Source organism: Humibacter ginsengisoli (assembly GCF_054780095.1).
Genome location: NZ_BAAGWZ010000006.1, coordinates 244,893 through 268,055 on the forward strand (window position 1 = coordinate 244,893; position 23,163 = coordinate 268,055).

General features: G+C 68.8%; 23 protein-coding genes and 1 riboswitch. Of the genes, 7 read left to right on the forward strand and 16 right to left on the reverse strand.

What is annotated here, in order from left to right:
• Positions 1 to 9: 9 nt before the first annotated feature.
• A riboswitch (TPP riboswitch) is annotated at positions 10 to 120 on the reverse strand.
• A 136-nt stretch (positions 121 to 256) separates the two neighbouring features.
• On the forward strand, positions 257 to 466 hold the full coding sequence (locus ACYVI5_RS09510; protein ID WP_460529919.1) for a hypothetical protein: 210 nt from the start codon (positions 257 to 259) through the stop codon (positions 464 to 466).
• Positions 467 to 520: 54 nt separating this feature from the next.
• Here the strand turns inward: ACYVI5_RS09510 and ACYVI5_RS09515 are convergent, their stop codons facing one another.
• Both ACYVI5_RS09515 and ACYVI5_RS09520 read right to left on the reverse strand, forming a co-directional pair.
• A complete protein-coding gene (locus ACYVI5_RS09515) occupies positions 521 to 862 on the reverse strand; it encodes a hypothetical protein (protein WP_460579972.1) in 342 nt (113 codons plus the stop codon).
• 10 nt (positions 863 to 872) lie between these two features.
• Positions 873 to 2,147 carry a Y-family DNA polymerase gene (locus ACYVI5_RS09520; protein ID WP_460579973.1) on the reverse strand — a complete coding sequence of 425 codons (1,275 nt, stop codon included), beginning with the start codon at positions 2,145 to 2,147 and terminating at the stop codon, positions 873 to 875.
• Positions 2,148 to 2,340: 193 nt separating this feature from the next.
• On the opposite strand from ACYVI5_RS09520, the gene ACYVI5_RS09525 reads away from it, so the two are divergent.
• On the forward strand, positions 2,341 to 3,345 hold the full coding sequence (locus tag ACYVI5_RS09525; RefSeq protein WP_460529927.1) for an aldo/keto reductase family protein: 1,005 nt from the start codon (positions 2,341 to 2,343) through the stop codon (positions 3,343 to 3,345).
• A gap of 13 nt (positions 3,346 to 3,358) precedes the next feature.
• Here the strand turns inward: ACYVI5_RS09525 and ACYVI5_RS09530 are convergent, their stop codons facing one another.
• The 3 genes from ACYVI5_RS09530 to ACYVI5_RS09540 form a co-directional block, all read right to left on the reverse strand.
• On the reverse strand, positions 3,359 to 4,009 hold the full coding sequence (locus ACYVI5_RS09530) for a hypothetical protein (protein ID WP_460579974.1): 651 nt from the start codon (positions 4,007 to 4,009) through the stop codon (positions 3,359 to 3,361).
• An 85-nt stretch (positions 4,010 to 4,094) separates the two neighbouring features.
• Positions 4,095 to 4,457, reverse strand: a complete 363-nt coding sequence (locus tag ACYVI5_RS09535) for a gamma-glutamylcyclotransferase family protein (RefSeq protein ID WP_460579975.1) — start codon at positions 4,455 to 4,457, stop codon at positions 4,095 to 4,097.
• Positions 4,454 to 4,789, reverse strand: coding sequence for a hypothetical protein (locus ACYVI5_RS09540; protein WP_460529936.1), 336 nt, complete (start codon positions 4,787 to 4,789; stop codon positions 4,454 to 4,456). The genes ACYVI5_RS09535 and ACYVI5_RS09540 overlap by 4 nt, the downstream gene beginning before the upstream one ends.
• A gap of 70 nt (positions 4,790 to 4,859) precedes the next feature.
• On the opposite strand from ACYVI5_RS09540, the gene ACYVI5_RS09545 reads away from it, so the two are divergent.
• From ACYVI5_RS09545 to ACYVI5_RS09560, 4 genes are all read left to right on the forward strand, one after another.
• On the forward strand, positions 4,860 to 5,525 hold the full coding sequence (locus ACYVI5_RS09545) for a Rossmann-fold NAD(P)-binding domain-containing protein (RefSeq protein WP_460579976.1): 666 nt from the start codon (positions 4,860 to 4,862) through the stop codon (positions 5,523 to 5,525).
• Between the two features lie 60 nt (positions 5,526 to 5,585).
• Positions 5,586 to 6,248 (forward strand): DinB family protein, encoded by a 663-nt coding sequence (locus ACYVI5_RS09550; RefSeq protein ID WP_460579977.1) that lies wholly within the window; start codon positions 5,586 to 5,588, stop codon positions 6,246 to 6,248.
• A gap of 28 nt (positions 6,249 to 6,276) precedes the next feature.
• Entirely contained in the window at positions 6,277 to 7,986 is a 1,710-nt protein-coding gene (locus ACYVI5_RS09555; RefSeq protein ID WP_460579978.1) for an acyl-CoA synthetase family protein, read from the forward strand.
• 70 nt (positions 7,987 to 8,056) lie between these two features.
• Positions 8,057 to 8,710 (forward strand): DUF1345 domain-containing protein, encoded by a 654-nt coding sequence (locus ACYVI5_RS09560; protein ID WP_460579979.1) that lies wholly within the window; start codon positions 8,057 to 8,059, stop codon positions 8,708 to 8,710.
• Here ACYVI5_RS09560 and ACYVI5_RS09565 read toward each other — a convergent pair.
• The 9 genes from ACYVI5_RS09565 to ligA form a co-directional block, all read right to left on the reverse strand.
• Positions 8,700 to 9,632 carry an oxygenase MpaB family protein gene (locus ACYVI5_RS09565; RefSeq protein WP_460579980.1) on the reverse strand — a complete coding sequence of 311 codons (933 nt, stop codon included), beginning with the start codon at positions 9,630 to 9,632 and terminating at the stop codon, positions 8,700 to 8,702. The genes ACYVI5_RS09560 and ACYVI5_RS09565 overlap by 11 nt on opposite strands.
• Before the next feature lie 26 nt (positions 9,633 to 9,658).
• A complete protein-coding gene (locus tag ACYVI5_RS09570) occupies positions 9,659 to 10,075 on the reverse strand; it encodes a DUF3054 domain-containing protein (RefSeq protein WP_460579981.1) in 417 nt (138 codons plus the stop codon).
• Between the two features lie 24 nt (positions 10,076 to 10,099).
• Positions 10,100 to 11,752, reverse strand: coding sequence for a DUF7059 domain-containing protein (locus ACYVI5_RS09575; protein WP_460579982.1), 1,653 nt, complete (start codon positions 11,750 to 11,752; stop codon positions 10,100 to 10,102).
• A 12-nt stretch (positions 11,753 to 11,764) separates the two neighbouring features.
• Positions 11,765 to 12,091, reverse strand: coding sequence for a YciI family protein (locus ACYVI5_RS09580; protein WP_460529960.1), 327 nt, complete (start codon positions 12,089 to 12,091; stop codon positions 11,765 to 11,767).
• 181 nt (positions 12,092 to 12,272) lie between these two features.
• Positions 12,273 to 13,778, reverse strand: a complete 1,506-nt coding sequence (gene gatB, locus ACYVI5_RS09585) for an Asp-tRNA(Asn)/Glu-tRNA(Gln) amidotransferase subunit GatB (protein WP_460579983.1) — start codon at positions 13,776 to 13,778, stop codon at positions 12,273 to 12,275.
• On the reverse strand, positions 13,778 to 15,331 hold the full coding sequence (gene gatA, locus ACYVI5_RS09590; RefSeq protein WP_460579984.1) for an amidase: 1,554 nt from the start codon (positions 15,329 to 15,331) through the stop codon (positions 13,778 to 13,780). The genes gatB and gatA overlap by 1 nt, the downstream gene beginning before the upstream one ends.
• On the reverse strand, positions 15,331 to 15,630 hold the full coding sequence (gene gatC, locus ACYVI5_RS09595) for an Asp-tRNA(Asn)/Glu-tRNA(Gln) amidotransferase subunit GatC (RefSeq protein ID WP_460529969.1): 300 nt from the start codon (positions 15,628 to 15,630) through the stop codon (positions 15,331 to 15,333). Before gatC ends, gatA begins: the two co-directional genes overlap by 1 nt.
• A 44-nt stretch (positions 15,631 to 15,674) precedes the next feature.
• Positions 15,675 to 17,585, reverse strand: coding sequence for an alkaline phosphatase family protein (locus ACYVI5_RS09600; protein ID WP_460579985.1), 1,911 nt, complete (start codon positions 17,583 to 17,585; stop codon positions 15,675 to 15,677).
• On the reverse strand, positions 17,582 to 19,984 hold the full coding sequence (gene ligA, locus ACYVI5_RS09605) for an NAD-dependent DNA ligase LigA (protein WP_460579986.1): 2,403 nt from the start codon (positions 19,982 to 19,984) through the stop codon (positions 17,582 to 17,584). The genes ACYVI5_RS09600 and ligA overlap by 4 nt, the downstream gene beginning before the upstream one ends.
• A 98-nt stretch (positions 19,985 to 20,082) precedes the next feature.
• Between ligA and ACYVI5_RS09610 the strand changes: the two genes are divergently transcribed.
• Complete coding sequence (locus ACYVI5_RS09610) at positions 20,083 to 20,625, forward strand: RBBP9/YdeN family alpha/beta hydrolase (RefSeq protein ID WP_460579987.1); 543 nt, start codon at positions 20,083 to 20,085, stop codon at positions 20,623 to 20,625.
• A gap of 48 nt (positions 20,626 to 20,673) precedes the next feature.
• On the opposite strand, the gene mnmA is transcribed toward ACYVI5_RS09610, so the two are convergent.
• Together mnmA and ACYVI5_RS09620 are read right to left on the reverse strand one after the other, a co-directional pair.
• Entirely contained in the window at positions 20,674 to 21,780 is a 1,107-nt protein-coding gene (gene mnmA, locus ACYVI5_RS09615) for a tRNA 2-thiouridine(34) synthase MnmA (protein WP_460579988.1), read from the reverse strand.
• Between the two features lie 118 nt (positions 21,781 to 21,898).
• Entirely contained in the window at positions 21,899 to 23,146 is a 1,248-nt protein-coding gene (locus ACYVI5_RS09620; protein ID WP_460579989.1) for a cysteine desulfurase family protein, read from the reverse strand.
• Between the last annotated feature and the right edge of the window lie 17 nt (positions 23,147 to 23,163).

Below are 23,163 nucleotides of genomic sequence, written 5' to 3' on the forward strand. Positions count from 1 at the left end.
CGTGCGGAGCGCCCGAGAGACGTAGCTCCCTGCGCTGGCATGACCCAGATCAGGTTCGACGGTCGAAGGTTGGAGTACCTTCCTCTCAGCCCGGCTCACCGGACTCCCGTGTTCGAGTGACGATTATAGTCGGTGGTGCGGTTCTGAGGACGGCTCACAGGTGACGACGGATTCCCAGGCGAAGACCCAGGAAACAGGCGCGTAATGTGGACCTCGCGCCCGCGCCGGTTCGCGGGCCAGCACCGAGGAGGCAGCCATGGTCATCATGTGGGTGCTCCTCGCCGTGGGGCTGGCGTTCGTCATCCTGCTGCGCCTCTATGTCATGCGGATGCGCAAGTTCGAGCGCATCGTCGCCGAACGCAGAGCCGAAGCGGCACGGCTCGCCGCGGCACGGGCTGCCCGGGACTCCGCAGCACGTCGCGCGCGAGAACTCGAAGAAGCCGAAGGGCGCACGACCACCGAGTGACGTGCCGGATCACCGGCACATTGCGCGACGCGATCGCCCCGTCGGCCGAGCGGTTCAGCGACGCCGGCGACGCAACGCGCGGAAGATCAGCGCGACACCACGCGTGGCGACCCAGGCGAACGGCATCGCCACCGCCAGGAGTGCGATCGGGTTCGGCTCGAACCGCACACCCGTCTTGTCTTTGATGTAGGCGCCGATCGGAACACTCGCGCCCCCGCCGCCCCCTCCGGATCCCGACGCCGGTTCCTGGGTTCCCTCTCCCCCGCCGAACCCGAACCAGGCGAGCGCCACCGGGATGACGGTCACGTCGTCGAGTTTCACCGGGTCGCCGTACGCGGTGCGAACCCCTGCGGTGGACTTGACGGAGTCGGCGAGCTTGAGCACGAAGTCAGCCATGCGGCTCACGCTACCCGGGCTGCTCGCGCTCGCGCAGCACCTTCGCGTTGCCGGTGTCGCCTACGCGGCGCGGCCCGTTACCCACCAGTGCCGCTGAGGTGACCGCCCCCGCGCCGAACCGCGCCGCCACACGGTCGATCGCGTTCTCCGCGTCGCGCCAGTCCTCGTCGGGATCCCAGAGAACCGGCGCGCTCGATCCGTCCGGGAGCAGTTGCTCCGCTCGCACGCCCAGAAGCCGGATGGCGTCGCCCGACTGCAGCACGGCATCCAAAAGCGATGCAGCCTCCTCGTAGAGGCGACGACCGACGTTGGTGGGCTCGGGCAGGGTGCGGGACCGGGAGATCGTGCGGAAGTCGGCATAGCGCAGTTTCAGCGCCACGGTTCTCGACGTGAGACGGTGCGCGCGCAGCCGTGCGGCGACCTGTCCGGAGAGCCGGAGCAGCTCGCGCCGGAGCACCGAGGCATCCGTCACGTCGTACTCGAACGTCTGCTCGTGTCCGATGCTCTTCTCCCGCGACACTGGTTCAACGCCTCGGGGATCGACGCCGTTCGCGAGCTCGTGCAGCCTCACGCCCGACGCATCCCCCACCCACCGGCGCAACACGTCGAGCGGCGTCGACGCGACGTCGCCGACAGTTCGGAGTCCGTAGCGATGCAGGGTCTCCTGGGTAGCCGGTCCGACACCCCACAGGGCACCGATCGGAAGCGGATGCAGGAACGTGAGCGTCTCGGCCACGGGAATCACGAGCATCCCGTCCGGTTTCGCCCTGGTGGAGGCGAGCTTCGCCATGAACTTCGTGCCGGCAACACCTACCGAACACGTCAGCCCCGTCTCAGCGAGAACTCGGCGACGGATGCTCGCACCGATGCTCGCAGGCGACCCGAGTAGTCGCACGGCACCGGCGACGTCGAGGAAGGCCTCGTCGATGCTGACCTGTTCCACCAACGGCGTCACATCACCCAGGATGCCCACCACCCGTGCCGAGTAGCGCGCGTACTTGTCGAAGTGCGGCTCCAGCACGACGGCGTCCGGGCAGAGCCGCAGCGCCTGCGCCACCGGCATGGCGCTACGCACTCCGGCGAGTCGTGCCTCATAGGTGGCGCTGGAGACGACGGACCGGCCGGATGCGTGCCCCACGATGGCCGGTCGCCCGCGCAACTCGGGACGATCCAGCAGTTCGACGGAGGCGTAGAAGGCGTCCATGTCGACGTGCAGCTTCGTCGCGCCCGAGTCATCGACGGGACCGACAGTCACCTGCCTGTCTCGCCCGTCGCCGCGTCCCACGCGGTCCAGTGTCGCACAGGCGATTGAGGCGAACGTGATGAATGCTCGCGTTCATCACATGAGCCGATTGAGCCTGTTGAGCGGCTCAGCCGCGAGCAGCTGGGTCTGACAAAGCGAATCACCATGTCGAGCGGTGCAGTCGCGATCAGGCATCCGTCTCACGGGCCCGGTGCAGGCCAGATAGCGTTATCTCATGCACTTCAGATATCTGGGAAACAGCGGACTCAAGATCTCCGAGATCATCTACGGCAACTGGCTCACTCACGGTTCTCAGGTGGAGAACGACACCGCGACGGCCTCGGTGCACGCGGCGCTCGACGCCGGCATCACCACGTTCGACACGGCGGACGCCTACGCGAACACCGCCGCGGAGAAGGTGCTCGGCGATGCGCTGAGGGGACAGCGTCGGCAGTCGCTCGAGATCTTCACGAAGGTGTATTGGCCGACCGGGCCCGGCGGGCACAACGACACCGGCCTGAGCCGCAAGCACATCATGGAGTCCATCAACGGTTCGCTCGAACGACTCGGCACCGACTACGTCGACCTCTACCAGGCGCACCGCTACGACTACGAGACGCCGCTCGAGGAGACCATGCAGGCGTTCGCCGATCTCGTGCGCACCGGCAAGGTGCTGTACGTCGGCGTCAGCGAGTGGACGGCTGAGCAGCTGCGGGCGGGTCACGCTCTCGCCAAGGACCTCGGTTTTCAGCTCATCTCGAATCAGCCGCAGTACTCCATGCTGTGGCGTGTGATCGAGGAGAAGGTCGTTCCGACGTCGGAAGAACTGGGGATCTCGCAGATCGTGTGGTCGCCGGTGGCGCAGGGCGTGCTCACCGGAAAGTACAAGCCGGGAGCGCAGCTGCCCGAGGGTAGCCGCGCCACCGATGAAAAGGGCGGCGCGAGCGCCATCAAGCGGTTCCTGACCGATGATGTGCTCACGGCGGTGCAGAAACTCCAGCCCATTGCCGACGAGGCGGGGCTGACGCTCGCCCAGCTCGCCGTCGCCTGGGTGCTGCAGAACCCGAACGTGGCCGGCGCCATCGTGGGTGCGTCTCGTCCGGAGCAGGTGGAGTCGAATGCCAAGGCCGCCGGTGTCGAACTCGATGAGGCCTTACTTGCACGCATCGACGAGGCGATCCTCCCCGTGGCCGTGACCGACCCGTCGCACACGAAGTCGCCGGAGTCGCGGGTGGTCTGAAACCGGCCGCGCGTCACACCAGCGCGGCGACCAGCGGCTCGAACCAGCGACGGAACGCCGCGTGGTCGTCGCGCAGGCTCCAGCTGACGACGACCGTGTCTGGGCCCACCACCCAGGCTCCCGGCTCTGCCAGAGGCAGAGCTTCGATATCGAGCCGGAACGAACCGGCCTGCCTGCGCACGTCGTGTTCACGTTCCCGCACGATGTCGACGATGTCGGCCGAATACTGCAGGTGGTTGGCCAAGTCATCGGCGACGTACTCGGCGCGGCGTTCTCGCGCCCAGGCGACGGCATCCTGGAATCGCTCGATGACGAGGTCTTGCAGAGCCAGTTCGCGGTCGAACGCGGCGAAATGCGGCGGCAGGAACACCGTGCTCCAGGAGCCGACCGCGTTCGCCTGCACCACCGCCCTGCGCCACCAGTGCGTCCACTCCTCGCCGAGCTGGGCGGACGGATCGGGCTGCGAGGCATCCCAGGAAGCGGATGCCGCGCTCGCCAGCACGCGATGCGGCACCGGCTGCCGCTGCACCGCCGGCACGACAGCGGGCAGCACAGGATCACCGACGCCCGCAAGCCCTGCGAGGTCGCGAAGGCAGAGTCCGATAAGCAGGTCGAGAGGGCAGTCCTCCGTCACCCGCCACCGCAGCGTGCCCTCCACGAGCATGATCTCAGAATAGGTTCCGGCGCCGGCGACGGCACCCGATTGACAGCAGATCACCTGGCCGGGTCGAGAACGGTCTCGATACTCCCTACAGAGCCGGCACACCGGGGAGGCTCGCGGCGTCGACGTACAGCCAGGCGGTCTCCCCGGTGGAGAGCGTCACGGCGATCCGCGTGTAGTCGTCGACCTCGTATTCGTCTGCGGCCGCCAGCTCGTCATCGGTCAGCTCGAGCACAACGCCGTCCACGACGTCGGCCGGATCGCCCGTCGCACGCGCGAACGGATGCACGGCACTGCCACTCAAGTCGACGACGCGCGGGTCGGAGATGGCGACAGTGTCGAGCACGTAACCGGGGAGCGCCGCCGTGCGCATCGGCATCCGTCTGCCGAAGGTGGCCTCCTGCACCGCAGGAAGCCGCAGGGTTCCGTAGGAGAACAGCAAGTGCGTCACGAGTCGATGGTCCCCTCAGCGGCGTCGCCCGACGCGTCGGCAATGGGCGCGGTCACGAGCAGGTACTCCGGGATGTTCGCCTGCGCAACGGGTCCTGTTCCGTCGACCCGGTACTGCGGCTCGTCGAACGCGACCGTCCAGACGCGTCCGGAGAGCGGCTGCACCTCGAACGCCCCGTGCGCAATCCCGGAAGCACTCGCCACGATCACGCCGGTCGGGTCACCGACCCAGCCCTTCGGTCCCTGGCGCTCGTCGTCGATCACGTGCACCTGCACGCCGACGCCGAATGATTCGTCATCGCCGCCAGGAGCCCGCTTTTCCCGCCACCACACGCCTGTCATTGTCCCACTGCGCACGCCGGGGTCACCTGCACGGAGTCCCGAGGGCGAGCATGATGGAGACATGACACGCGTGGCGATCATCGGTGCACACGGAAAGGTCGCGCAGCAGCTCATGCGGGTGCTGTACGACGAGGGCGACGACTTCGTCGGGATCGTCCGGAACGAGGATCATGCCGACGACATCTACCGGTTCGGCGGAGAAGGCGTGCTCCTCGACATCGAACAAGCCGAGCCGGATGCCCTCGCTCACGCCATCGAGGGATCCGATGCGATCGTCTTTGCCGCAGGTGCCGGAGCGGGGTCCGGACCCGAGCGCAAGGCGACCGTCGACTACGGCGGGTCCGTGAAGTCGCAACGCGCGGCCGAGTCGGCGGGCATCCGCCGGTTCGTGCAGGTCTCGGCGTGGGGCGTCGACGATCCCGTCCCGGACGACTCCGACGAGTCCTGGCGCGCCTACGTCGCCGCCAAGCGCGACGCGGATGCCGAGTTGCGCCGTAGTCCGCTCGAATGGACCATCGTGCGCCCCGGCTCGCTCACACTCGACGACGGGACCGGCCTCGTCGAGGCGGCAGCCCACGTGGAACGCGGCTCCATACCTCGCGAGGACGTCGCGCGCGTGATCGTCGCTACCCTGCGCAACCCCGGTACGGTGAGAACCCAGTTCGAGCTCGTCTCAGGGGCGACGCCGATCGACGAGGCGGTCGCGCGAGTGACGGCCGGCGACTGAGCTTTTGGCATGCGGACGGACGACGAGGCACGGACGGCATGGATGTGAGCGAGTGAGGGAATGAACGAACGCGACCCCCGGTTCTGGAACACGCACGACGAAACACTGCGCGACGACCACGCACAGACGACCGGCATCGAGAAGGGCCACCACATGTCATTCGCCGACTGGCTTCACGTGCAGCAGCGGGCGCACCTCGCCTTCGGCGAGCGTCTCACGCTGGTGACCGACTGGAGCGCGCCGACGCCCGACGAGGACTGGGACGTGAGTGCCCTGGTGCGTCACGTGATCGAGGAGCAGCAGTGGGTTCCGCTGCTGCTGGCCGGGCGCACCGTCGGTGAGGCCCGGTCACGGTTGCAGCCGCTCGGCGACGATCTCGCGGCGGAGTGGGAGCGGTACTCTGCGGACGCGACCCGGGCATGGGCATCGGTCGACCCGGACACCATGGTGAACCTCTCGTACGACTCGGTGCCGGCGAGCGCCTACCTGCGCGAACAGGCCTCCGACGTGATCGTGCATACCTGGGACCTGGCCCGCGCCGTCGGGGCCGACGAGAACCTCGACGAGTCGCTGGTGGCTGCCGCGTGGACCGTTTTCGAGCCGCAGAAAGACACGCTGGAGGCCAGCGGTCTTTTCGCTTCACCCGTGTCGATTGCGGAGGATGCCTCACTGCAGTCGCGCCTGCTCGCTCTGACTGGCCGCGACGACCGTTCGGCCGCCTGAGCATTCGGCCCCGCCCTACGCTGGGCACATGACCGAATCCGCCGAGCGCCCCTGGTTGTCGAGCTACGCGGCCGGAGTGCCCGCCGACATAGAGCCACCGTCCGGATCTCTTCCGCGCCTCATCGAGGACTCCGTCTCTGCGTACGGTGAGCATGTCGCTCTCGAGTTCTTCGGCGCCACGACCACGTACCGGCAGCTCGGTGACGCGATCCAACGCGCTGCAGGCGGTCTTGCCGCCCTCGGCGTACGCGCCGGCGACCGAGTGGCGATCGTGCTGCCGAACTGTCCGCAGCACGTCATCGCGTTCTACGCCGCCCTGCGCCTCGGCGCCGTCGTCGTCGAGCACAACCCGCTGTACACGCCGCGCGAGATGCGGCACCAATTCGAAGACCACGGCGCGACGATCGCCATTGCGTGGACCAAGGTCGTGGCCACGCTGCAGGACATGCCTGCCGATATCGGCCTGAAGACGATCGTCGCCGTCGACATCGTGGATGCCATGCCCGCCCGCATGCGCTTCGCCCTGCGCCTCCCGGTGAAGAAGGCGCGCGAGTCGAGGGAGAGGCTGCGCTCGCGGGTCACAGGCGCGGTGAGCTGGGAGTCGCTGGTCAGGGCGGAGCCGGTCGACGCATCCGTTCCCCGGCCCGAGGTCGACGACCTCGCGCTCATCCAATACACCAGCGGCACAACGGGTGTGCCGAAGGGCGTGATGCTCAGCCACCGCAACCTCGTGGCGAACGCTGCACAGGCGAGGGCATGGGTCCCCACCGTGCCGCGCGGAACATCCGTCGTCTACGCCGTGCTCCCGTTGTTCCACGCGTACGGGCTCACGCTCTGCCTCACGTTCGCGATGAGCATGGGTGCCAGACTCGTGCTCTTCCCCTCGTTCGATGCAGACCTGGTGCTCCAGGTCGTGAAGAAGCGTCCTGCAACATTCCTGCCCGCCGTGCCGCCGATCTACGAGCGCCTTGTGACGGTCGCAGAGGCGCGGGCAGTGTCGCTGTCGGGCATCCAGATCGCGATCTCGGGTGCGATGAGCTTGCCGTCGACGATCGTCGACCTTTGGGAGAACGAGACCGGAGGATACCTCGTGGAAGGCTACGGGCTGAGCGAGGCATCCCCTGTGCTCATTGCGAACCCGGTGGGCAGCACGCGCAAAGCCGGCACGGTCGGGCTGCCGCTGCCCAGCACCGAGGTGCGCGTCGTCGACCCGGACGACCCGGACCGCGTGCTTCCGTACGGCGAGGCCGGAGAGCTGCAGGCGCGCGGCCCGCAGGTGTTCGGCGGGTACTGGCGCAAACCGGAGGAGACTGCGAAGGTTCTGGATGCGGACGGCTGGCTCCGCACCGGCGACGTGGTCACCATGGACGAGCAGGGCTTCGTGAGCATCGTCGATCGCATCAAGGAGCTCATCATCACCGGTGGCTTCAACGTGTCGCCCACCGAGGTGGAGGAGGAGTTGCGCGCATACGAGGGCATCGCGGATGTCTCGGTCGTCGGCCTGCCGCACTCGCACGGCGGTGAGGAGGTCGTCGCCGCCGTGATCATGAAGCCGGGCACGCCATTCGACGAGGACGCCATCCGGGCGTTCGCCAGGTCGACGATGACGCCGTACAAGGTGCCGCGCCGGGTATTCGAGGTGGATGAGCTGCCGAGGTCGATCGTCGGCAAAGTGCTGAGGCGGCAGGTCGTGGAGCTGCTGACGAAGCGGCTGTCCGGCGGCCCCGCGGAGGGGTGAGCCGCTCGGTACGGGCCGGGTATCGGCGCGCCCGCAGGACGCGGGCCTCGCCGCGTGTCAGCATCGTGCCGTGACGTTCGCCCTCGACCCGGATGGCCGGAACCGTTCGCGCTTGCGCCTGATCTCCATGCTCGTCGTGGGTCTGATAGTCGGCGTGACGATCGGCATCACTGCGTCGTGGTGGTACGCAGCGGTCGGCGGTTGGGCGGCGGCATGCGCGGTGTACATCCTGTGGGTCTGGCTGGTGGTCGGCCGGTTCGACGGCGCGACGACGAGAACGCACGCCACCAGGGAGGATCCGGGGCGCGCGACCAGCGACCTTCTCGTGCTCTGCGTCACCGTTGCAAGCCTCGCGGCCGTGGCCATCCTGCTGCTGCACACGAGTCGCGCACACGGGGGTTCGCAGGCTGTCGGCGCCGGGATGTCAGTGCTGAGCGTCGCCCTGTCGTGGACACTGCTGCACACGGTGTACACGCTCCGTTACGCCCGCTTGTACTATGAGCCGCCCGTGGGCGGCATCGACTTCAACGACGACGAGGATCCGCGCTACGTCGACTTCGCCTACCTGGCGTTCGACCTCGGGATGACGTTCCAGGTATCGGACACGAACATCCGGTCGACGCGGCTGCGGGCCGTCATCCTGCGGCACACGCTGCTTTCGTACGTGTTCGGCACCGTCATACTCGCCACCACGGTGAACCTCGTCGCGGGGCTCACGCCATAGGTTCGCTACCGGCGCTCTGCAGCCGGGCCAGCCGCACTCGCGCCGCTCGCTCCCCTGCGGTCTGCGGCCCGAGCAGCGTGCCGGCACCGCGGAGCACCAGGCGGGTCGCGGATGCCACGGGCAACGGCACTGGGCCGAGACGCGGCAACTTCAAGCCCAGCATTTCGCGGAATCGTGGCTCCAGCGAAGCGACAGCGCCGGCGAACAGCACGGCGTACGACGGCTTCAGGCTGCGACGTACCGGCGCCCTGCGCACGAACTCCACCACCTCGCGCGTGCGGTCGTCGCACCGCAGCTCGCCCACGTCGGCGAATCCGTGCAGCGCCGCCTTGAGTTCGGCCCGCGAATGCGGCGGATCGGGAACGCCCATCATCGTGCCGGCAACAGCCCACTGATCGACGTAGGCATCCGATCCGCCGGGGATCGGGCCGCCCCAGAGCTCGTGCGCGGTGAGGAACGCGTCGGCAAAGGCGAGATGCACCCAGGTCGACAGGTGTGGATCGTTGGCGGAGTAGCGCGCCGGATGGCCGTGCCCGTCGATGTAGTCGCCGGTCACGTGCTCGTGCAGTCGCTTCACCCACGCGGAACCTGCGCGTGCCTGAGCGGTGTCGCCGTAGCTGACGGTGAAGATCCAGCGGATGGTGCCGTTCAGCCTGCCGAGCGGGTCTTCCCGGAAACGCGAGCGGTCATAGACCCCGGCGAGAGCGCCCGGGTGCAGCGCCTGCATCAGTAGCGCACGGATGCCCGCCACCAGCGTCGGCATACCGCCGTGCACAGCCCATACGGCGGAGCCTGGTCCGAAGAATCCGGCGTCCTCCCCCGACTCGAACTCGGTGACCCAGGCCGGCACCCCGGTCTGCTGTCCGCTCAGCGTCTCCTGCAGACGGGCGCGCAGCGGTTCGGTCAGGCCGGGCCGGATCACGCGCGACACCGGAGCGTGCCGATCGCTCAGGCCCGACGGCGCGCGCGGAGGGCGGTGACGGCCAGCGCGATCCCCCGCCAACCGATCAAAAAGACGGCGAGCACGACCCCGGCCACGATCACGAACGACACGGCGATGCCCTGGCTGCTGACCACGCGCAGCAGCATGCCGAGCACGAGCGTCGCCGCCCACACGACCACGCCGGTCGGCCAGAGTGCGGCCGGGCGCCGCCAAGCGAGGCACGCGATCCAGCCGACCGCGAGACCGACGAGGAATGGCCAGAACGTCACGAGAGCACCGGCGAGAACGTTCTCACCGTGGCTTCCGCGGCCGATCAGCACGAAGGCCAGAACAAGCACCACGTCGAGCACGGCCGCTGCCCAGACGGGCACGCCGCGTGTGCGGGAGGTGCTGGAGGAGGTCACGGCGACGGGTGAAGACACGAACGAAATACTAGGTCGTGCACCCTAGTCGACGCCGAGCGGATCCATCATGCCCACGAAGACCAGTTCACGCACACGCGGCAGCAGATCAGCGGCGAGTTCGGCGGCATCCACATCGAGCAGGTCCGCCAGGGCTCCGACGATGACACCGACAGGGAGGTCGCCATCGCACGCGCCCACGAAGGCGGCAAGGGCAGTGTCCGCCTTCAGACGCCGGCCGAAGCCGCCGCCCTGGATCAGCGCGAGCATCGTGGGGTCGTCGTCGCCCGGCCAGTAGTGCCGCTCCTCAGTGACATCGGCCGCGGTGATCAACGTTGCGAGCCCGAGTTGCTCGTCGTCGACGGATGCGAGCCACCGCGCCATACGAAGCCCGCGCGCAAGGTGCGACCCGAGCGCACCATCCGCAGAGCCGGACGACTCGTGCGAACCGGTCGACGCGACGGACTCCAGTCTGCGCAGCGTGACCTGCTCGTCCGCAGGACGACGCAGGGTGACGTACCCGAATCCGACATAGCGCACGTCGCGGGCCGCGAAGTCGTCGAGCCAGGCATCCGTGAGCCGTTCGAACTCGTCGCTGCCGCGCCTGGTACCTCCGTCGCGAATCCAGGTCTCGGCGTACTGCGGGGCATCCTGCAGCTCTCGCTCCACGATCCAGGCGTCCAGCGCTCCTGCCTCGTGCTCGTCGCCGAGCCACGAACGTACGCGGTCGAACGCCTCGCCCTCACCGTGGTACTCCCAGTTTCCGAGAAACTGCGCGACGCCCCCGGGCTTCAGATGTTCGCGTGCGCCGCGCATCACGGCCTGCACAATGGCGTCGCCGGTGAGGCCGCCATCACGGTACTCGTACTCGGGAACGCCGGCGACGCGCGGAGTGATGACGAACGGCGGGTTCGAGACGATCAGGTCGAATGACTCCGCCGCGACGGGCTCGAAGAGGTTGCCCTGCCGGAACTCGATGGTGTGCACGTCGTTCAACAGCGCGTTGAACTCCGCGAAGCGCAGGGCACGGTGAGAGATGTCGGTGGCGACGACACGGTCGGCGTGCCGCGCAGCGTGCAGCGCCTGGATGCCGCATCCGGTGCCCAGGTCGAGCGCTGTTCCGACCCGGTCGCGGATCATGATCGCACTCAGCGTGTTCGATGCGCCGCCCACGCCCAGCACGTGGTCCTCGCGGAGCGCGCGGCCGAGAGCGAGCTCGCCGAGGTCGGAGCAGATCCACCACCCATCGCCGGCGCCGTCGTCGTCGAACGAATACGGCCGCAGGTCGACGAGCGGCCGGGCAAGCATGTCGTCCGCTGGGCCCTCGGCCCCCTCGTCCAGTGCGACAAGGCCCAGACTCCACGCTCCCTCGAGCGCCAGCGCCGGTAGAGCGGATGCCAGTGCGTGCGCAGCAACCGGCAGCCCGAGTACGAACGCGGTCGCGAGCACCGCCAGCGGCTCGCACCGGACGAGGCCCGGGGCGGCAGCACGTCGTGCGGCGACGCGCTGACCGCGGAACAGCGCGGCCGCCGCCTCTTCGCCCCAGAGGGCATCGAGCGCGCCGACGGTGAACCCGGCCGACTCGAGGTCGTCGCGGAGGCGCCCGATCAGTGCGGCGTCGACGCCGACAACGTCGTGCGGTGCGGCAGGTACTGGCTTGAACGCGACGGAGGAGCTTTCGGGAGCGTCATCCGGCATCCCGCCATTCAATCACTCCGTGTAGAACTGCCGCACCTCGACGAGGCCGCCGCGGGCCATCGGGTGACGTGCGGCGATCTCCAGCGCACGGTCGAGAGACTCCGCCTCGATCAGATCGAACCCGGCGATCTGCTCCTTCGTCTCCGCGAACGGGCCATCCGTGATCAGCACCCGGTCGCCGCGCCTGCGCACGACCTTCGCGGTGCTGGCGGGAAGTTGCTCACCAACGATGCGCTCGCCCGAGGCATCGAGCTCGTCCACCCACTCGTCGATGGACACGTCGGCATCCGCCTCGGACTCTCCGGTCGGGTCTGTGCAGATCAACAGCATGTATCGCATGAGCGTTCCTTTCGTCTGGCAGTCACTCAACAACACGTCGAAGGGACGCCCACGCTTACGACAAATTGCATGAGACGTTTTTCTCCGCTGCGCGAGACAGGCTCCGCTTATGCTCCCGTCTCCGCTGCGCGAGACAGGCTCCGCTTATGCTCCCGTCCCCGCTGCGCGAGACAGGCTCCGCTTATGCTCCCGTCTCCGATGCGCGAGACAGGACGAGCTCGCGCACCCGGGCCGCGTCGGCCTGGCCCTTCATCGCCTTCATCACGGCGCCGATCACCGCACCGGCGGCCTGCACCTTGCCGTCGCGGATCTTCTGAAGCACATCAGGCTGGGCGGCCAGGGCCGTATCGATGGCCGCGATCAGCGCGCCGTCGTCGGAGACGACCTTGAGGCCGCGCGACTCGACGACCTCGGTCGGTGAGCCCTCGCCATCGATGACGCCCTCGAGCACCTGCCGGGCGAGCCGGTCGGTGAGGTCGCCGTTGTCCACGAGGGCGACAAGCTCAGACACATGCAGAGGCGACACCAGCGTGGTCGGGGCCACGCCGCGGGCGTTCGCGATGCGGGTGATCTCGCCGGTCCACCACTTGCGGGCGGATGCCGGCGCCGCGCCCTCCGCGACCGTCGCCTCGACGGCATCGAGAAGGTCGCCGTTGACGACGTCCTGGAATTCCAGCGCTGTGAACCCCCACGCCGCGCGCAGCCGGGCCCGACGCTCCGACGGCGGCTCGGGAAGAGTGGCGCGCAACTCCTCAACCCAGTCCCGGCTTGGCGCGACCGGCACGAGGTCGGGCTCCGGGAAGTAGCGGTAGTCGTCGGCGTCGCTCTTCGGCCGTCCGGAGGAAGTGGTGCCGGTGTCCTCGTGCCAGTGGCGCGTCTCCTGCGTGATGGTGCCACCGGCATCCAGGATCGCGGCCTGCCGCTGGATCTCGTACCGAACCGCGCGCTCCACCGAGCGCAGCGAGTTGACGTTCTTAGTCTCCGTGCGCGTGCCCAGCACGTTCGACCCCCGCGGACGCAGCGATACGTTGGCGTCGCAGCGCACGTTGCCCTCCTCCATGCGGGCGTTGGAGACGGCGAGTGCCTTCACCAGCTCACGTATGTGCGCAACGTACGCGCGCCCGACCTCGGGTGCGTCGCCGTCCACGCCCTCGATGATCTTCGTGACGATCTCGACGAGAGGAACGCCGCCTCGGTTGTAGTCCACGAGCGAGTAGTCCGCGCCCTGGATGCGACCTGTGGCCCCGGCGTGCGTGAGCTTGCCTGCGTCTTCCTCCATGTGCGCGCGCTCGATGAGGATCGTGACCTGGCGGCCGTTCTCCAGCTCGACCGTCACCTCGCCGTCGTGGGCGATCGGCTCGTCGTACTGCGACGTCTGGAAGTTCTTCGACGTGTCGGGATAGAAGTAGTTCTTGCGCGCGAAGCGGGAGCTCTCCGCGATGTTGCAGCCGAGTGCGAGCCCCAGACGGATGCTCGACTCCACCGCCTTGTGGTTCACCTGCGGCAGGCCGCCGGGCAGGCCGAGGCACGTGGGGCACGTGTTCGCGTTCGGGCCGGAGCCGAACTCGTTCGCGCAGCCGCAGAACATCTTGGTCTTCGTGTTCAGCTCGACGTGCACCTCGAAACCGAGCACGGGCTCGAAGAGCTCGAGAGCACGGTCGTAGTCCATCAGCTTGTCTTTGGCCATCAGACCGCCCCTTCCTCGCTCGCGAACATCTCTGTCTGCGCCAGCTGCGGCGCCTGGGCGAGCAGCGAATGCCCCCAGCCGCCTTCGAGCAGTCGCTCGAGTGCTGCACCGACCGTGTACAGTCGCGCATCCTGCCGTGCGGGCGCCATGATCTGAAGACCGACGGGCAGGCCGTCCTCCGGCGCGAGGCCCACGGGCAGCGCCAGACCGGGAACTCCCGCAAGGTTCGCCGGGATGGTGGTGATGTCGTTCAGATACATGGCCAGGGGGTCATCGACCTTCTCGCCGATCTTGAACGCCGTCGTCGGCGCAGCCGGGCTGATCAGCACGTCCGCCTGCGCGAACGCGGTCGCGAAGTCGCGCTGGATGAGGGTGCGCACCTTCTGCGCGCTGCCGTAGTACGCGTCGTAGTAGCCGGCACTCAACGCATACGTGCCCAGGATGATGCGGCGCTTCACCTCCGCGCCGAACCCGGCGTCACGCGTGGCGGCCATGACGCGCTCACTCGTCACCGGCCCGCTCGCCGGCGGGACGCGCATCCCGAAGCGCACCGAGTCGAAACGTGCCAGGTTGCTGGATGCCTCGGCCGGCAGGATCAGGTAGTACGCGGCAACCGCGTACTCGAAGCTCGGTGCCGAAACCTCGACCACTTCGGCGCCCGCGGCGCTGAACAGGGCGACGGTCTCGTCGAACCGCTGCTTCACGCCGGGCTGGAAGCCCTCGCCAGTTCCGGAGATCTCCTTCACGACCCCGACGCGCACACCCTTCAACGCGTCGTCGCGCAGCCCCGCACGTGCTGCCGCCGCCATGGACGGCCAGTCCTCGACGAGCGAGGTGGAGTCCAGCGGGTCGTGCCCGGCGATCACGTCGTGCAGCAGCGCTGCGTCGAGAACGCTGCGGCTCACCGGTCCGACCTGGTCGAGCGAGCTGGCCAGGGCTATCGCCCCGTAGCGGCTCACGCCACCATAGGTGGGCTTCACGCCGACGGAGCCTGTGACGGCGGCCGGCTGACGGATCGACCCACCGGTGTCGCTGCCGAGCGCGAGCGGAGTCTCGAAGGCGGCGACCGCGGCAGCCGAGCCACCGCCCGAGCCACCGGGGATGCGCTCCAGGTCCCACGGGTTGTGCGTCGGTCCGAACGCCGAGTGCTCGGTAGAGGAGCCCATCGCGAACTCGTCCATGTTCGTCTTACCGAGCGGCACCAGGTCCGCGTCGCGCAGTCGCTTCACCACCGTCGCGTCATACGGCGGAACCCAGCCCTCGAGGATCCGCGAACCTGACGTGGAGGGCATGTCGTAGGTGCAGAGCACATCCTTGATGGCCACCGGCACGCCCGCGAGAGGGCCGAGCTTCTCGCCGGCCGCGCGACGGGCATCCACCGCTTCCGCCGTCTCGATCGCCTGCTCGGATGCCACGTGCAGGAACGCGTGCACGTCCGGGTCGACGGCGTGGATGCGGTCGAGGTGCGCCCGGGTGGCCTCGGCACTGGAGACCTCGGACGCGGCCAGCTTCTCGGCCAGCTCGGCCGCGCTGAGTCTGGTCAGGTCGGTCATCACGCCTCCTCGTCCAGGATCGGCGGCACCCGGAAGTAGTCGCCCTCGCGGTCCGGCGCACCGGAGAGCGCCTGCTCGACGGTGAGCCCAGGTCGCACGGCGTCGTCGCGGAACACGTTCGTCATCGGAATGGGATGGCTCGTCGCCGGCACGTCGGCCGTCGCCACCTCGCTGACCTTCGCCACCGACTCGACGATCTGGCCCAGCTCGGTGGTGAGGCTCGTCAGTTCGGCTTCGCTCAGGTCGATGCGGGCCAGTTCGGCAAGATGCCGCACCTGGGCTGCGCTGATGTCGGGCATGCGTCTCCGTAGCTCAAGAAAAGTGTCGAGGGATGACGTCCAGTCTATTCGGCGGGGGTCGGCGGCGACGTCGTGGCGGGCGTGGGCGCCGGCGCCGGCGAAGGCGATCCGGTAGAACCGAGCGGAGGCAGGAGCGGCTCCATCGGGTTCGGACCGGTGCCGAACACTCCTTTGCCCGAGACGGTGATGAGCTCGTAGGCCTCGCGGTACGTGCGCGGCACCTTGGTCTCGTCGCCTTCGTAGTGCGCAATCAGCATGCCCAGCAGCCCGACGCCGGGCGGCCCGAGCGGGCGGTCATCGTCGCCGCCCGGCACTGGCGGACCGGCCTCCGGGTTCGGCGGCACCCATTGCGGATGAGTCTGCGGCCACGTGGTGGGCTGCCGGGGCGTGCGCAACGTCACGGCGTTGTCGATGGTCGGCGCGCCCGCGTCCCGGTCGGTGAGGGGCTTCAGCCGGTACTTCCTCTCCAGCGTGGCCATCATGCTCGAGTGGTGCATGGTCTCGTTGATCACGTGTCCCTTTGCTGTCCACGCCGAGATCGCGAGAGCCGGAACGCGCACGCCGAGGCGGTCGAAGCCGAAGCCCATCTCGGTGTCGCCCAGTTTCTTCGAAGGGGGCTTCGCTGCCGGAGGCGGCACATGGTCGTACAGGCCGCCGTGCTCGTCGAACGTGACGAACAGCATCGTGTTCATGGCGTTCGATCCGTTCAGGGTGGCGCTCTCCCGTATGGCCGAGTACACCCGGTGCAACAGGGCTTCACCTGCGCGCACATCGGAGATCGCGCCGCTGGCGATCACGTGGCCGTCGACATCCGTTCTGGTGAACGGTCCGACCGGCGGGTGCATGTCGTTGTGGTCGTAGGTCAGCCGAGGCTCGATGAACGAATACGCGGGGAGCTCACCTCGCTTCACGTCGTCGTAGAAGCGGGTCATGGTGCGGAAGTGATCGGTCTTCCAGAACTTCCGGAGCGCTGGTGCGTGGATGAATCCGGTCAGTGACAGGAACTGGTTGTCATCGAAGTAGATCGCCCAGCCGATACCGGCACTCTCGAGCCGGTTGAAGATAGTGCCCTCCCCGGCGTCGACGCCGAACCACTTGCGGTAACCACCGCTTCCGTTATTGGTCACGAAGCCGTGAGAGGTTGCTGCGTGGAAGAACGACCGGTTGCAGAACGTCTGCGACGGCACGGCGCAATGCCAGTGGTCATACACAGCGAACTCCCGCGCGAGCGTCGAGAACACCGGCAGCATCGTGGGGTCGAAGGCTCCCATGATGCGCCGGTACTCGTCGATCTGCGGTGTGACCCCTCGCCGGTCCACCCGGATGTGGTCGATGTAGTCGGCGAGGAATCCGCTCATGTCCGGCTTCGCACCTGTGGGCGGCGCGTTGAACGGCGGCTCCATCTGCTCGAGGAACTTGTCCGCGTTGCCTGGCGGATCGACCCTCCCGAAGAGCTGCTGGTTGACGTAGGGGTACTCCTCGCCCGGATCCGGGTCGGGCTGGCTCATCACGAAATCGGTCGTGCCGTTGTAGACGTGCACGGGGATGTCGAGACCGGTGAGCGGGTCCCGGTTCATGTCGCGGTTCACATCGAGTCCCTCGAAGTGCTGACCGCGGGGCGGATCTCCGTCTGCGTAGAGGAATCCGAGGATGTTGTCGAACGACCTGTTCTCGAACATGATCGCCACGAGGTGGTCGAAGCCAGGCTTCGACGGCACCGGGAGCAGGCCGAGCTCGCGCTCGATCTCCGGATGCACGCTCGCCCGGCCCGCCGCAGCTCCGATCACCCCGCCCACGACGCCGCCGACGATGCCTCCCGCTGCCGCACCCGCCGCGGCGATACCCGCTCCGCGGAGGAAGTCGCGGCGTGACGCATCGCGGCCGGCGGAGTCGGCCGGCTCCGCACCGGAGTCACCCGGATCGGGCTCCCCGGGCTGGACGCCGTGCGTGGTCACCGCTCGGACGCGCCTTCCTCGACCGGGACGTTCTCGTCGTCCACGCCGCGCGGCGCGCCGGCCAGGGCGGCCGGACCGCCCTCCAGCAGGAGCTTGAACTGCTCGGCGTCGAGGATCGGCACGCCCAGCTCCTCCGCCTTCGCCAGCTTGGACCCGGCCCCCGGACCGGCCGCGACGTAGTCGGTCTTCTTCGACACGCTCGACGCGGCCTTGCCGCCTGCGGCGATGATCGCCTCCTGTGCGCCCTCACGCGTGAAGCCCTCCAGCGACCCGGTCGCCACCACGGTGAGGCCCGCGAGCGGACCGCCCGCCTCCTCCGCGTGTCCCGGACCCGGATGCCCTGGGGTCGCGAACTGCACGCCCGCCGCCGCCCATCGCTCCACGATCTCCCGGTGCCAGTCGACCTCGAACCAGTCGAGCACGGCGTCGGCGATAATGCCGCCCACGCCGTCGACAGCGGCGAGTTCCTCCCTGCTCGCCGAGCGAATGGCATCCAGCGACCCGAACCAGTTCGCCAGAGCCCGTGCCGCAACGGGCCCGACGTGCCGGATGCTCAGCGCCACGAGCAGGCGCCACAGCGGCTGCGTCTTGGCCTTCTCGAGTTCGGCGAGAAGGGTGACGGCCGCCTCGGACGGCGAGACGAGCCGATGGTTCTTGCGGATGCCCGCCGCGCGTCGTTCCGCGGCGCTCGCGTTCTCGAACCCGGGCGGGTACACCAGCGCGACCTTCTGGAACGGCGCGCGCCGCACAGGCAGTCCCGTCTCCTCGTCCACCTTCGGCGCCCCGGTCTCGACGTCGCGCACCACCACCTCGATCGGGACGATCTCGTCTTCGGTGAGCTCGAACAGCCCGGCCTCGTTCGCCAGCGGCGGCTCGGCCGGCACCAGGGGCTGCGTGAGCGCGGCGGCCGTGACCTCGCCGAGCGCGTCGATGTCGAGCGCCCCGCGCGAGCCGATGTGTTCGATCCTGCCGCGCACCTGCGCTGGGCACGACCGCGAGTTGGGGCACCGCAGATCGATGTCGCCCTCTTTCGCCGGCGCCAGACGGGTGCCGCACTCGGGGCAGAGTTCGGGCATCCGCCATTCCCGCTGCGTTCCGTCGCGTCGTTCCTCCACGGCGCCGAGAATCTCCGGGATGACGTCGCCCGCCTTGCGCAGCACGACCGTGTCGCCGATGAGCACGCCCTTCGCCTTCACCACCTGCTGGTTGTGCAGCGTCGCCTGGCGCACGGTGCTGCCCGCCACCTTCACAGGCGTCATCACCGCGTAGGGAGTCGCCCTTCCCGTGCGGCCGATTCCGACCAGGATGTCGAGCAGGGTCGTGAAGACCTCCTCCGGCGGGTACTTGTACGCGATCGCCCACCGCGGCGCACGACTCGTGGCCCCGAGCTCGTCGTGCGTTGCGAGGTCGTCAACCTTGATCACCACGCCGTCGATCTCGTGCTCGAGCGAGTGGCGCCGCTCCCCCATCTCGGCGATGTAACCGGCCACCTCGTCGAGACCATCGAGCACGCGGTTGTGCGGCGAGACCGGGAGCCCCCAGGAGCGAAGCAGGTCATACATCTCCGACTGGGTACGCACGGGCGGGTCGGCCCACGCGCCGATGCCGTGCAGGTACAGCGAGAGCCGTCCCTGCCGTTCGCGCATCAGTTCGAGCTCCTGTGCCGACTTGTTCTCCCGCCGCTGGCGCAGGCTCCCGGCCGCCGTGTTGCGCGCGTTAGCGAACTCCGGGTAGCGGGTCTTGATCTCCTCGTCGGTCTTGCCCTTTGCGCGTTGCGACTGGGCGAATTGCTCTTGCAGCTGGTGCTGCCGTTCGTTGAGGAACTCGAAATCCGCTGTCTTGAGGAACACCTCGCCGCGCACCTCGAAGAACGACGGCCATCCGCTGCCGATGAGCCTGCGCGGGATGACCGGGATCCAGTCCACGTTCTCGGTGATGTCTTCGCCCACGGTTCCGTCGCCGCGCGTGGTGGCGGTCTCCAGCACGCCGTCGCGGTAGGCCAGGCTGATCGCGAGCCCGTCGATCTTCACCTCGGCGAGCCAGCGGACCGGATGCCCGGCCGCCAGCTGGGTCTTGTTCGCCCAGTCGCGCAGCTCGTCGATGCTGAACACGTTGTCGAGGCTGAGCATCCGTTCCGCGTGCTCGTGCGGTGGGAATCCGGCCGATGCGATGTCGGCGCCCACGGTCTGTGTCGGGCTGTCCTGGCTGACCAGCTCTGGGAAGCGCGCCTCGATGGCCTCGAGCCGGTGGATGTCCGCGTCGTACTCGGCGTCGCTGATCAGGCTGCCGCCGGCGTAGTACGCGATCCGATTGCTCTCGATGCGCTCACGCAGCTCGGCGGATTCGGCGCGCGCGGAGTCGAAGTCGGCGGAGTCGAAGTCGGCAGGATTGTCCGTCACGTCGCCATCATAGGTTCGGCCACCGACGACGCCGCGGACCTGCGAGGATGGCGTTCCCCGATTGCATCCCGCAATCGTGGCCGCTCAGAGGGAGGATCATGCGCATCGTCATCGTTCCCGGAATCGACGACTCCCCGCACGACCACTGGCAGCCGATCTGGCAGGAATCGCTCGGGCCTGCTGCGGTGCGCCTCGCTCCCGCCTCGTTCGCCGAGCCGCAGAGCGAGGATTGGGTGCAGGCCCTCGGCCGCCTTGTCGAGGCCGACGACATTCTCGTGGCGCACAGCCTCGGATGCCTCGCCGTGGCACTCTGGGTCGCTCGCGGCGGCCGCGCGACCGGCGCCTTCTTCGTGGCCCCACCCGACGAGAACGCGCCTGCGTTCCCCGCGGAGGCTAAGGGGTTCCAGGCACCGCACCGGGCGCTGGCTATTCCGGCTGTGATCGTCGCGTCTGAAGACGACCCCTACAGCTCACTCGACCATCTCCGCGAGTTGAGCACGTGGTGGCACGTCCCGCTCGTCAACGTGGGGCAGCACGGGCATCTCAACCGCGCGAGCCGGCTCGGCGAGTGGGACGAGGGTCGCCGGCTCCTCACCGCGTTCGCAGCGGGCACCGGAACGGTGCTGCCGCCATGGCCGTGAGCCGGCCGCTTGCGCTGTTCGGGTGCCCGCTCCTCGGATCCCGGCTGCTCAGGCCCGCACGGGCGCGGCGCTGACCGTTCGATCGATCGTGCACTGCCCGAGAACGCGCGTCCCCACGTAGACGACCGCGCTCTGCCCTGTCGCGACACCGTTGATGGGCGTGGCAGGCCGGATGACCAGCTCACCGTCGTGCACGAACGCCACGGCGGGCACCGGGTCCGCGTGGGCGCGAATCTGCACCTCGCACCCGAAGGGCGTCGCGGCATCCTCGGGAGGCGGTCCGGCCCAGCTCACACGGCTCCCCGCTAGCTCGGCGATGTCGAGCGCCTCCTTGGGGCCGACGACGACCGTGTTCTCCTTCGGACGCACCTCGAGCACGAACCTCGGACGCCCATCGGGTGCCGGCACCGTGATGCCCAGGCCGCGGCGCTGGCCGATCGTGTATGCCGTCGCGCCCTCGTGGCTGCCGACGACGCTGCCCTCGCGGTCGACGATGTCGCCCGGCGCGGTGCCGACGTTCTCGGCGAGCCAGCCACGCGTGTCACCGTCGGGAATGAAGCAGATGTCGTGCGAGTCCGGCTTCGAGGCCACCGTGAAGCCGCGTTCGGCCGCCTCGGCCCGCACCAGGTCCTTCGACGGCGTCGCACCCAGCGGGAACATCGCGTGGGCCAGCTGCTCTGCCGTGAGCACGCCGAGCACGTACGACTGGTCTTTCGCCCACGCCGCCGCTCGGTGCAGTTCGCGGTTGCCTCGTTCATCCGTCACGATGCTCGCGTAATGTCCCGTGCACACCGCGTCGAAGCCGAGTGCCAGCGCCTTCTCCAGGAGCGCCGCGAACTTGATCTTCTCGTTGCAGCGCAGGCACGGGTTGGGCGTGCGGCCGGCCGAATACTCGGCGATGAAGTCGTCGACCACGTCGAGCTTGAACCGTTCGGAGAAGTCCCACACGTAGTACGGGATGCCGATCAGGTTCGCCACCCGCTGGGCATCCATCGAGTCCTCGATGGTGCAGCAGCCGCGGCTGCCGGTGCGCAGCGTTCCAGGCATCCGGCTGAGTGCCAGGTGCACGCCGACGACATCGTGACCGGCCTCCACGGCGCGCGCCGCCGCCACCGCGGAGTCCACTCCGCCGCTCATCGCCGCCAGAACACGCATGGGCTACAGCCTACGAAAGTGTCCCTGGATGTTCATCCCGCTGGCGTCTCGGCCTCCGACGGCGATCGGGCCGGGTTGCCGGATGTCGTTCAGCGGTCGGGCCGTGGCGGTGGGTGCGTCAGCGGGCGCCAAGTGCCGACTCGCGGGCGGCGAGGCCGGCGCGGGAGGCCTGCGCGTACGCGGCGGGGAGCGCCGCCAGGAATGCGTCGACGTCGGCGTCCATCGAGGTGCGTCCAAGGGTGATGCGCAGCGCGCCGCGCGCCTCGTCCTCTGTGCGGCCCATCGCGCGGAGCACATGAGAGGGTTCGGGGATACCCGCCTGGCACGCGGATCCGGTCGAGACTTCGACGCCGGCCGCGTCGAGGAGGAACAGCAGGGAGTCGCCCTCGCAGCCGGGGAACGTGAAGTGCGCGTTCGAGGCGAGGCGGGCATCCGGATGTCCGTGAACGGTGCCCGGACCCGGTTCCGGACCGCTGAGCACCGCGTCGGGCACCGCGCGACGCACGCCCGCGATGACACGGTCGCGCAGCGCCGTGAGTCGCTCGGACTCGGCTGCTCGGACCCCATCCGCGGCAACCGCCGCCACCGCGAACGCCGATGCCGCGGCGACATCCTGCGTTCCGCTGCGCACCTGGCGCTGCTGCCCGCCGCCGTGAATGAGCGGCACGATCGTGGCGTCACGCGACAGCACGAGCGCGCCGGCCCCGACCGGCCCGCCGACCTTGTGCGCCGAGACGCTCAGTGCCGTGAGCCCCGCTCCCGCCTTCGAGCCGGTGCGCAGGCGCATGCCGGCGAAGTCCACGGGTAGGTGTCCGAATGCGGACACGGCGTCCACGTGCACAGGAACGCCCGCGGATGCCGCCAGCCCGATGATCCGCTCGGCTGGCTGGATGGTCCCCACCTCGTTGTTCGCCCACAGGAACGTGAGCAGAGAGACGGCGTGCGGATCGCGTGACAGAGCGCGCTCCAGCGCGTCGAGCCGCACGAATCCCTGCTCGTCGAGAGGGAGCCACTCCACCTCTGCGCCCTCGTACGACCGCAGCCACTCGACGGTGTCCAGCGTGGCGTGGTGCTCACCCTCCGGCACGAGGATGCGATTCGCGCCGCGACGGGCCCCTGCCCAGTACAACCCCTTGATGCCCAGGTTGATCGCCTCGGTGCCCCCGGAGGTGAGCACGACCTCGATGCCCTGACAGCCGAGCGTTCCCGCGAGCTGCTCACGGGCATCCTCGAGCGTGCGCTTCGCCAACTGGCCGGCGGAATGGATGCTCGACGGGTTGCCGACCTCGGTCAGCGCGCGCGTGTACGCCTCGATCGCCTCGGGCAGAACGGGGGTAGTGGCGGCGTGGTCAAGGTAGACCGGCATACGAATTACTGTAGAAC

What these genes read in the sequence shown, in the direction of transcription:
- ACYVI5_RS09510 (WP_460529919.1), top strand. Translation starts at nt 257, where the DNA reads ATGGTCATCATGTGGGTGCTCCTCGCCGTGGGGCTGGCGTTCGTCATC.
- ACYVI5_RS09515 (WP_460579972.1), bottom strand. Translation starts at nt 862, where the DNA reads ATGGCTGACTTCGTGCTCAAGCTCGCCGACTCCGTCAAGTCCACCGCA.
- ACYVI5_RS09525 (WP_460529927.1), top strand. Translation starts at nt 2,341, where the DNA reads ATGCACTTCAGATATCTGGGAAACAGCGGACTCAAGATCTCCGAGATC.
- ACYVI5_RS09530 (WP_460579974.1), bottom strand. Translation starts at nt 4,009, where the DNA reads ATGCTCGTGGAGGGCACGCTGCGGTGGCGGGTGACGGAGGACTGCCCT.
- ACYVI5_RS09545 (WP_460579976.1), top strand. Translation starts at nt 4,860, where the DNA reads ATGACACGCGTGGCGATCATCGGTGCACACGGAAAGGTCGCGCAGCAG.
- ACYVI5_RS09550 (WP_460579977.1), top strand. Translation starts at nt 5,586, where the DNA reads ATGAACGAACGCGACCCCCGGTTCTGGAACACGCACGACGAAACACTG.
- ACYVI5_RS09555 (WP_460579978.1), top strand. Translation starts at nt 6,277, where the DNA reads ATGACCGAATCCGCCGAGCGCCCCTGGTTGTCGAGCTACGCGGCCGGA.
- ACYVI5_RS09575 (WP_460579982.1), bottom strand. Translation starts at nt 11,752, where the DNA reads ATGCCGGATGACGCTCCCGAAAGCTCCTCCGTCGCGTTCAAGCCAGTA.
- ACYVI5_RS09580 (WP_460529960.1), bottom strand. Translation starts at nt 12,091, where the DNA reads ATGCGATACATGCTGTTGATCTGCACAGACCCGACCGGAGAGTCCGAG.
- gatB (WP_460579983.1), bottom strand. Translation starts at nt 13,778, where the DNA reads ATGGCCAAAGACAAGCTGATGGACTACGACCGTGCTCTCGAGCTCTTC.
- gatA (WP_460579984.1), bottom strand. Translation starts at nt 15,331, where the DNA reads ATGACCGACCTGACCAGACTCAGCGCGGCCGAGCTGGCCGAGAAGCTG.
- gatC (WP_460529969.1), bottom strand. Translation starts at nt 15,630, where the DNA reads ATGCCCGACATCAGCGCAGCCCAGGTGCGGCATCTTGCCGAACTGGCC.
- ACYVI5_RS09610 (WP_460579987.1), top strand. Translation starts at nt 20,083, where the DNA reads ATGCGCATCGTCATCGTTCCCGGAATCGACGACTCCCCGCACGACCAC.
- mnmA (WP_460579988.1), bottom strand. Translation starts at nt 21,780, where the DNA reads ATGCGTGTTCTGGCGGCGATGAGCGGCGGAGTGGACTCCGCGGTGGCG.
- ACYVI5_RS09620 (WP_460579989.1), bottom strand. Translation starts at nt 23,146, where the DNA reads ATGCCGGTCTACCTTGACCACGCCGCCACTACCCCCGTTCTGCCCGAG.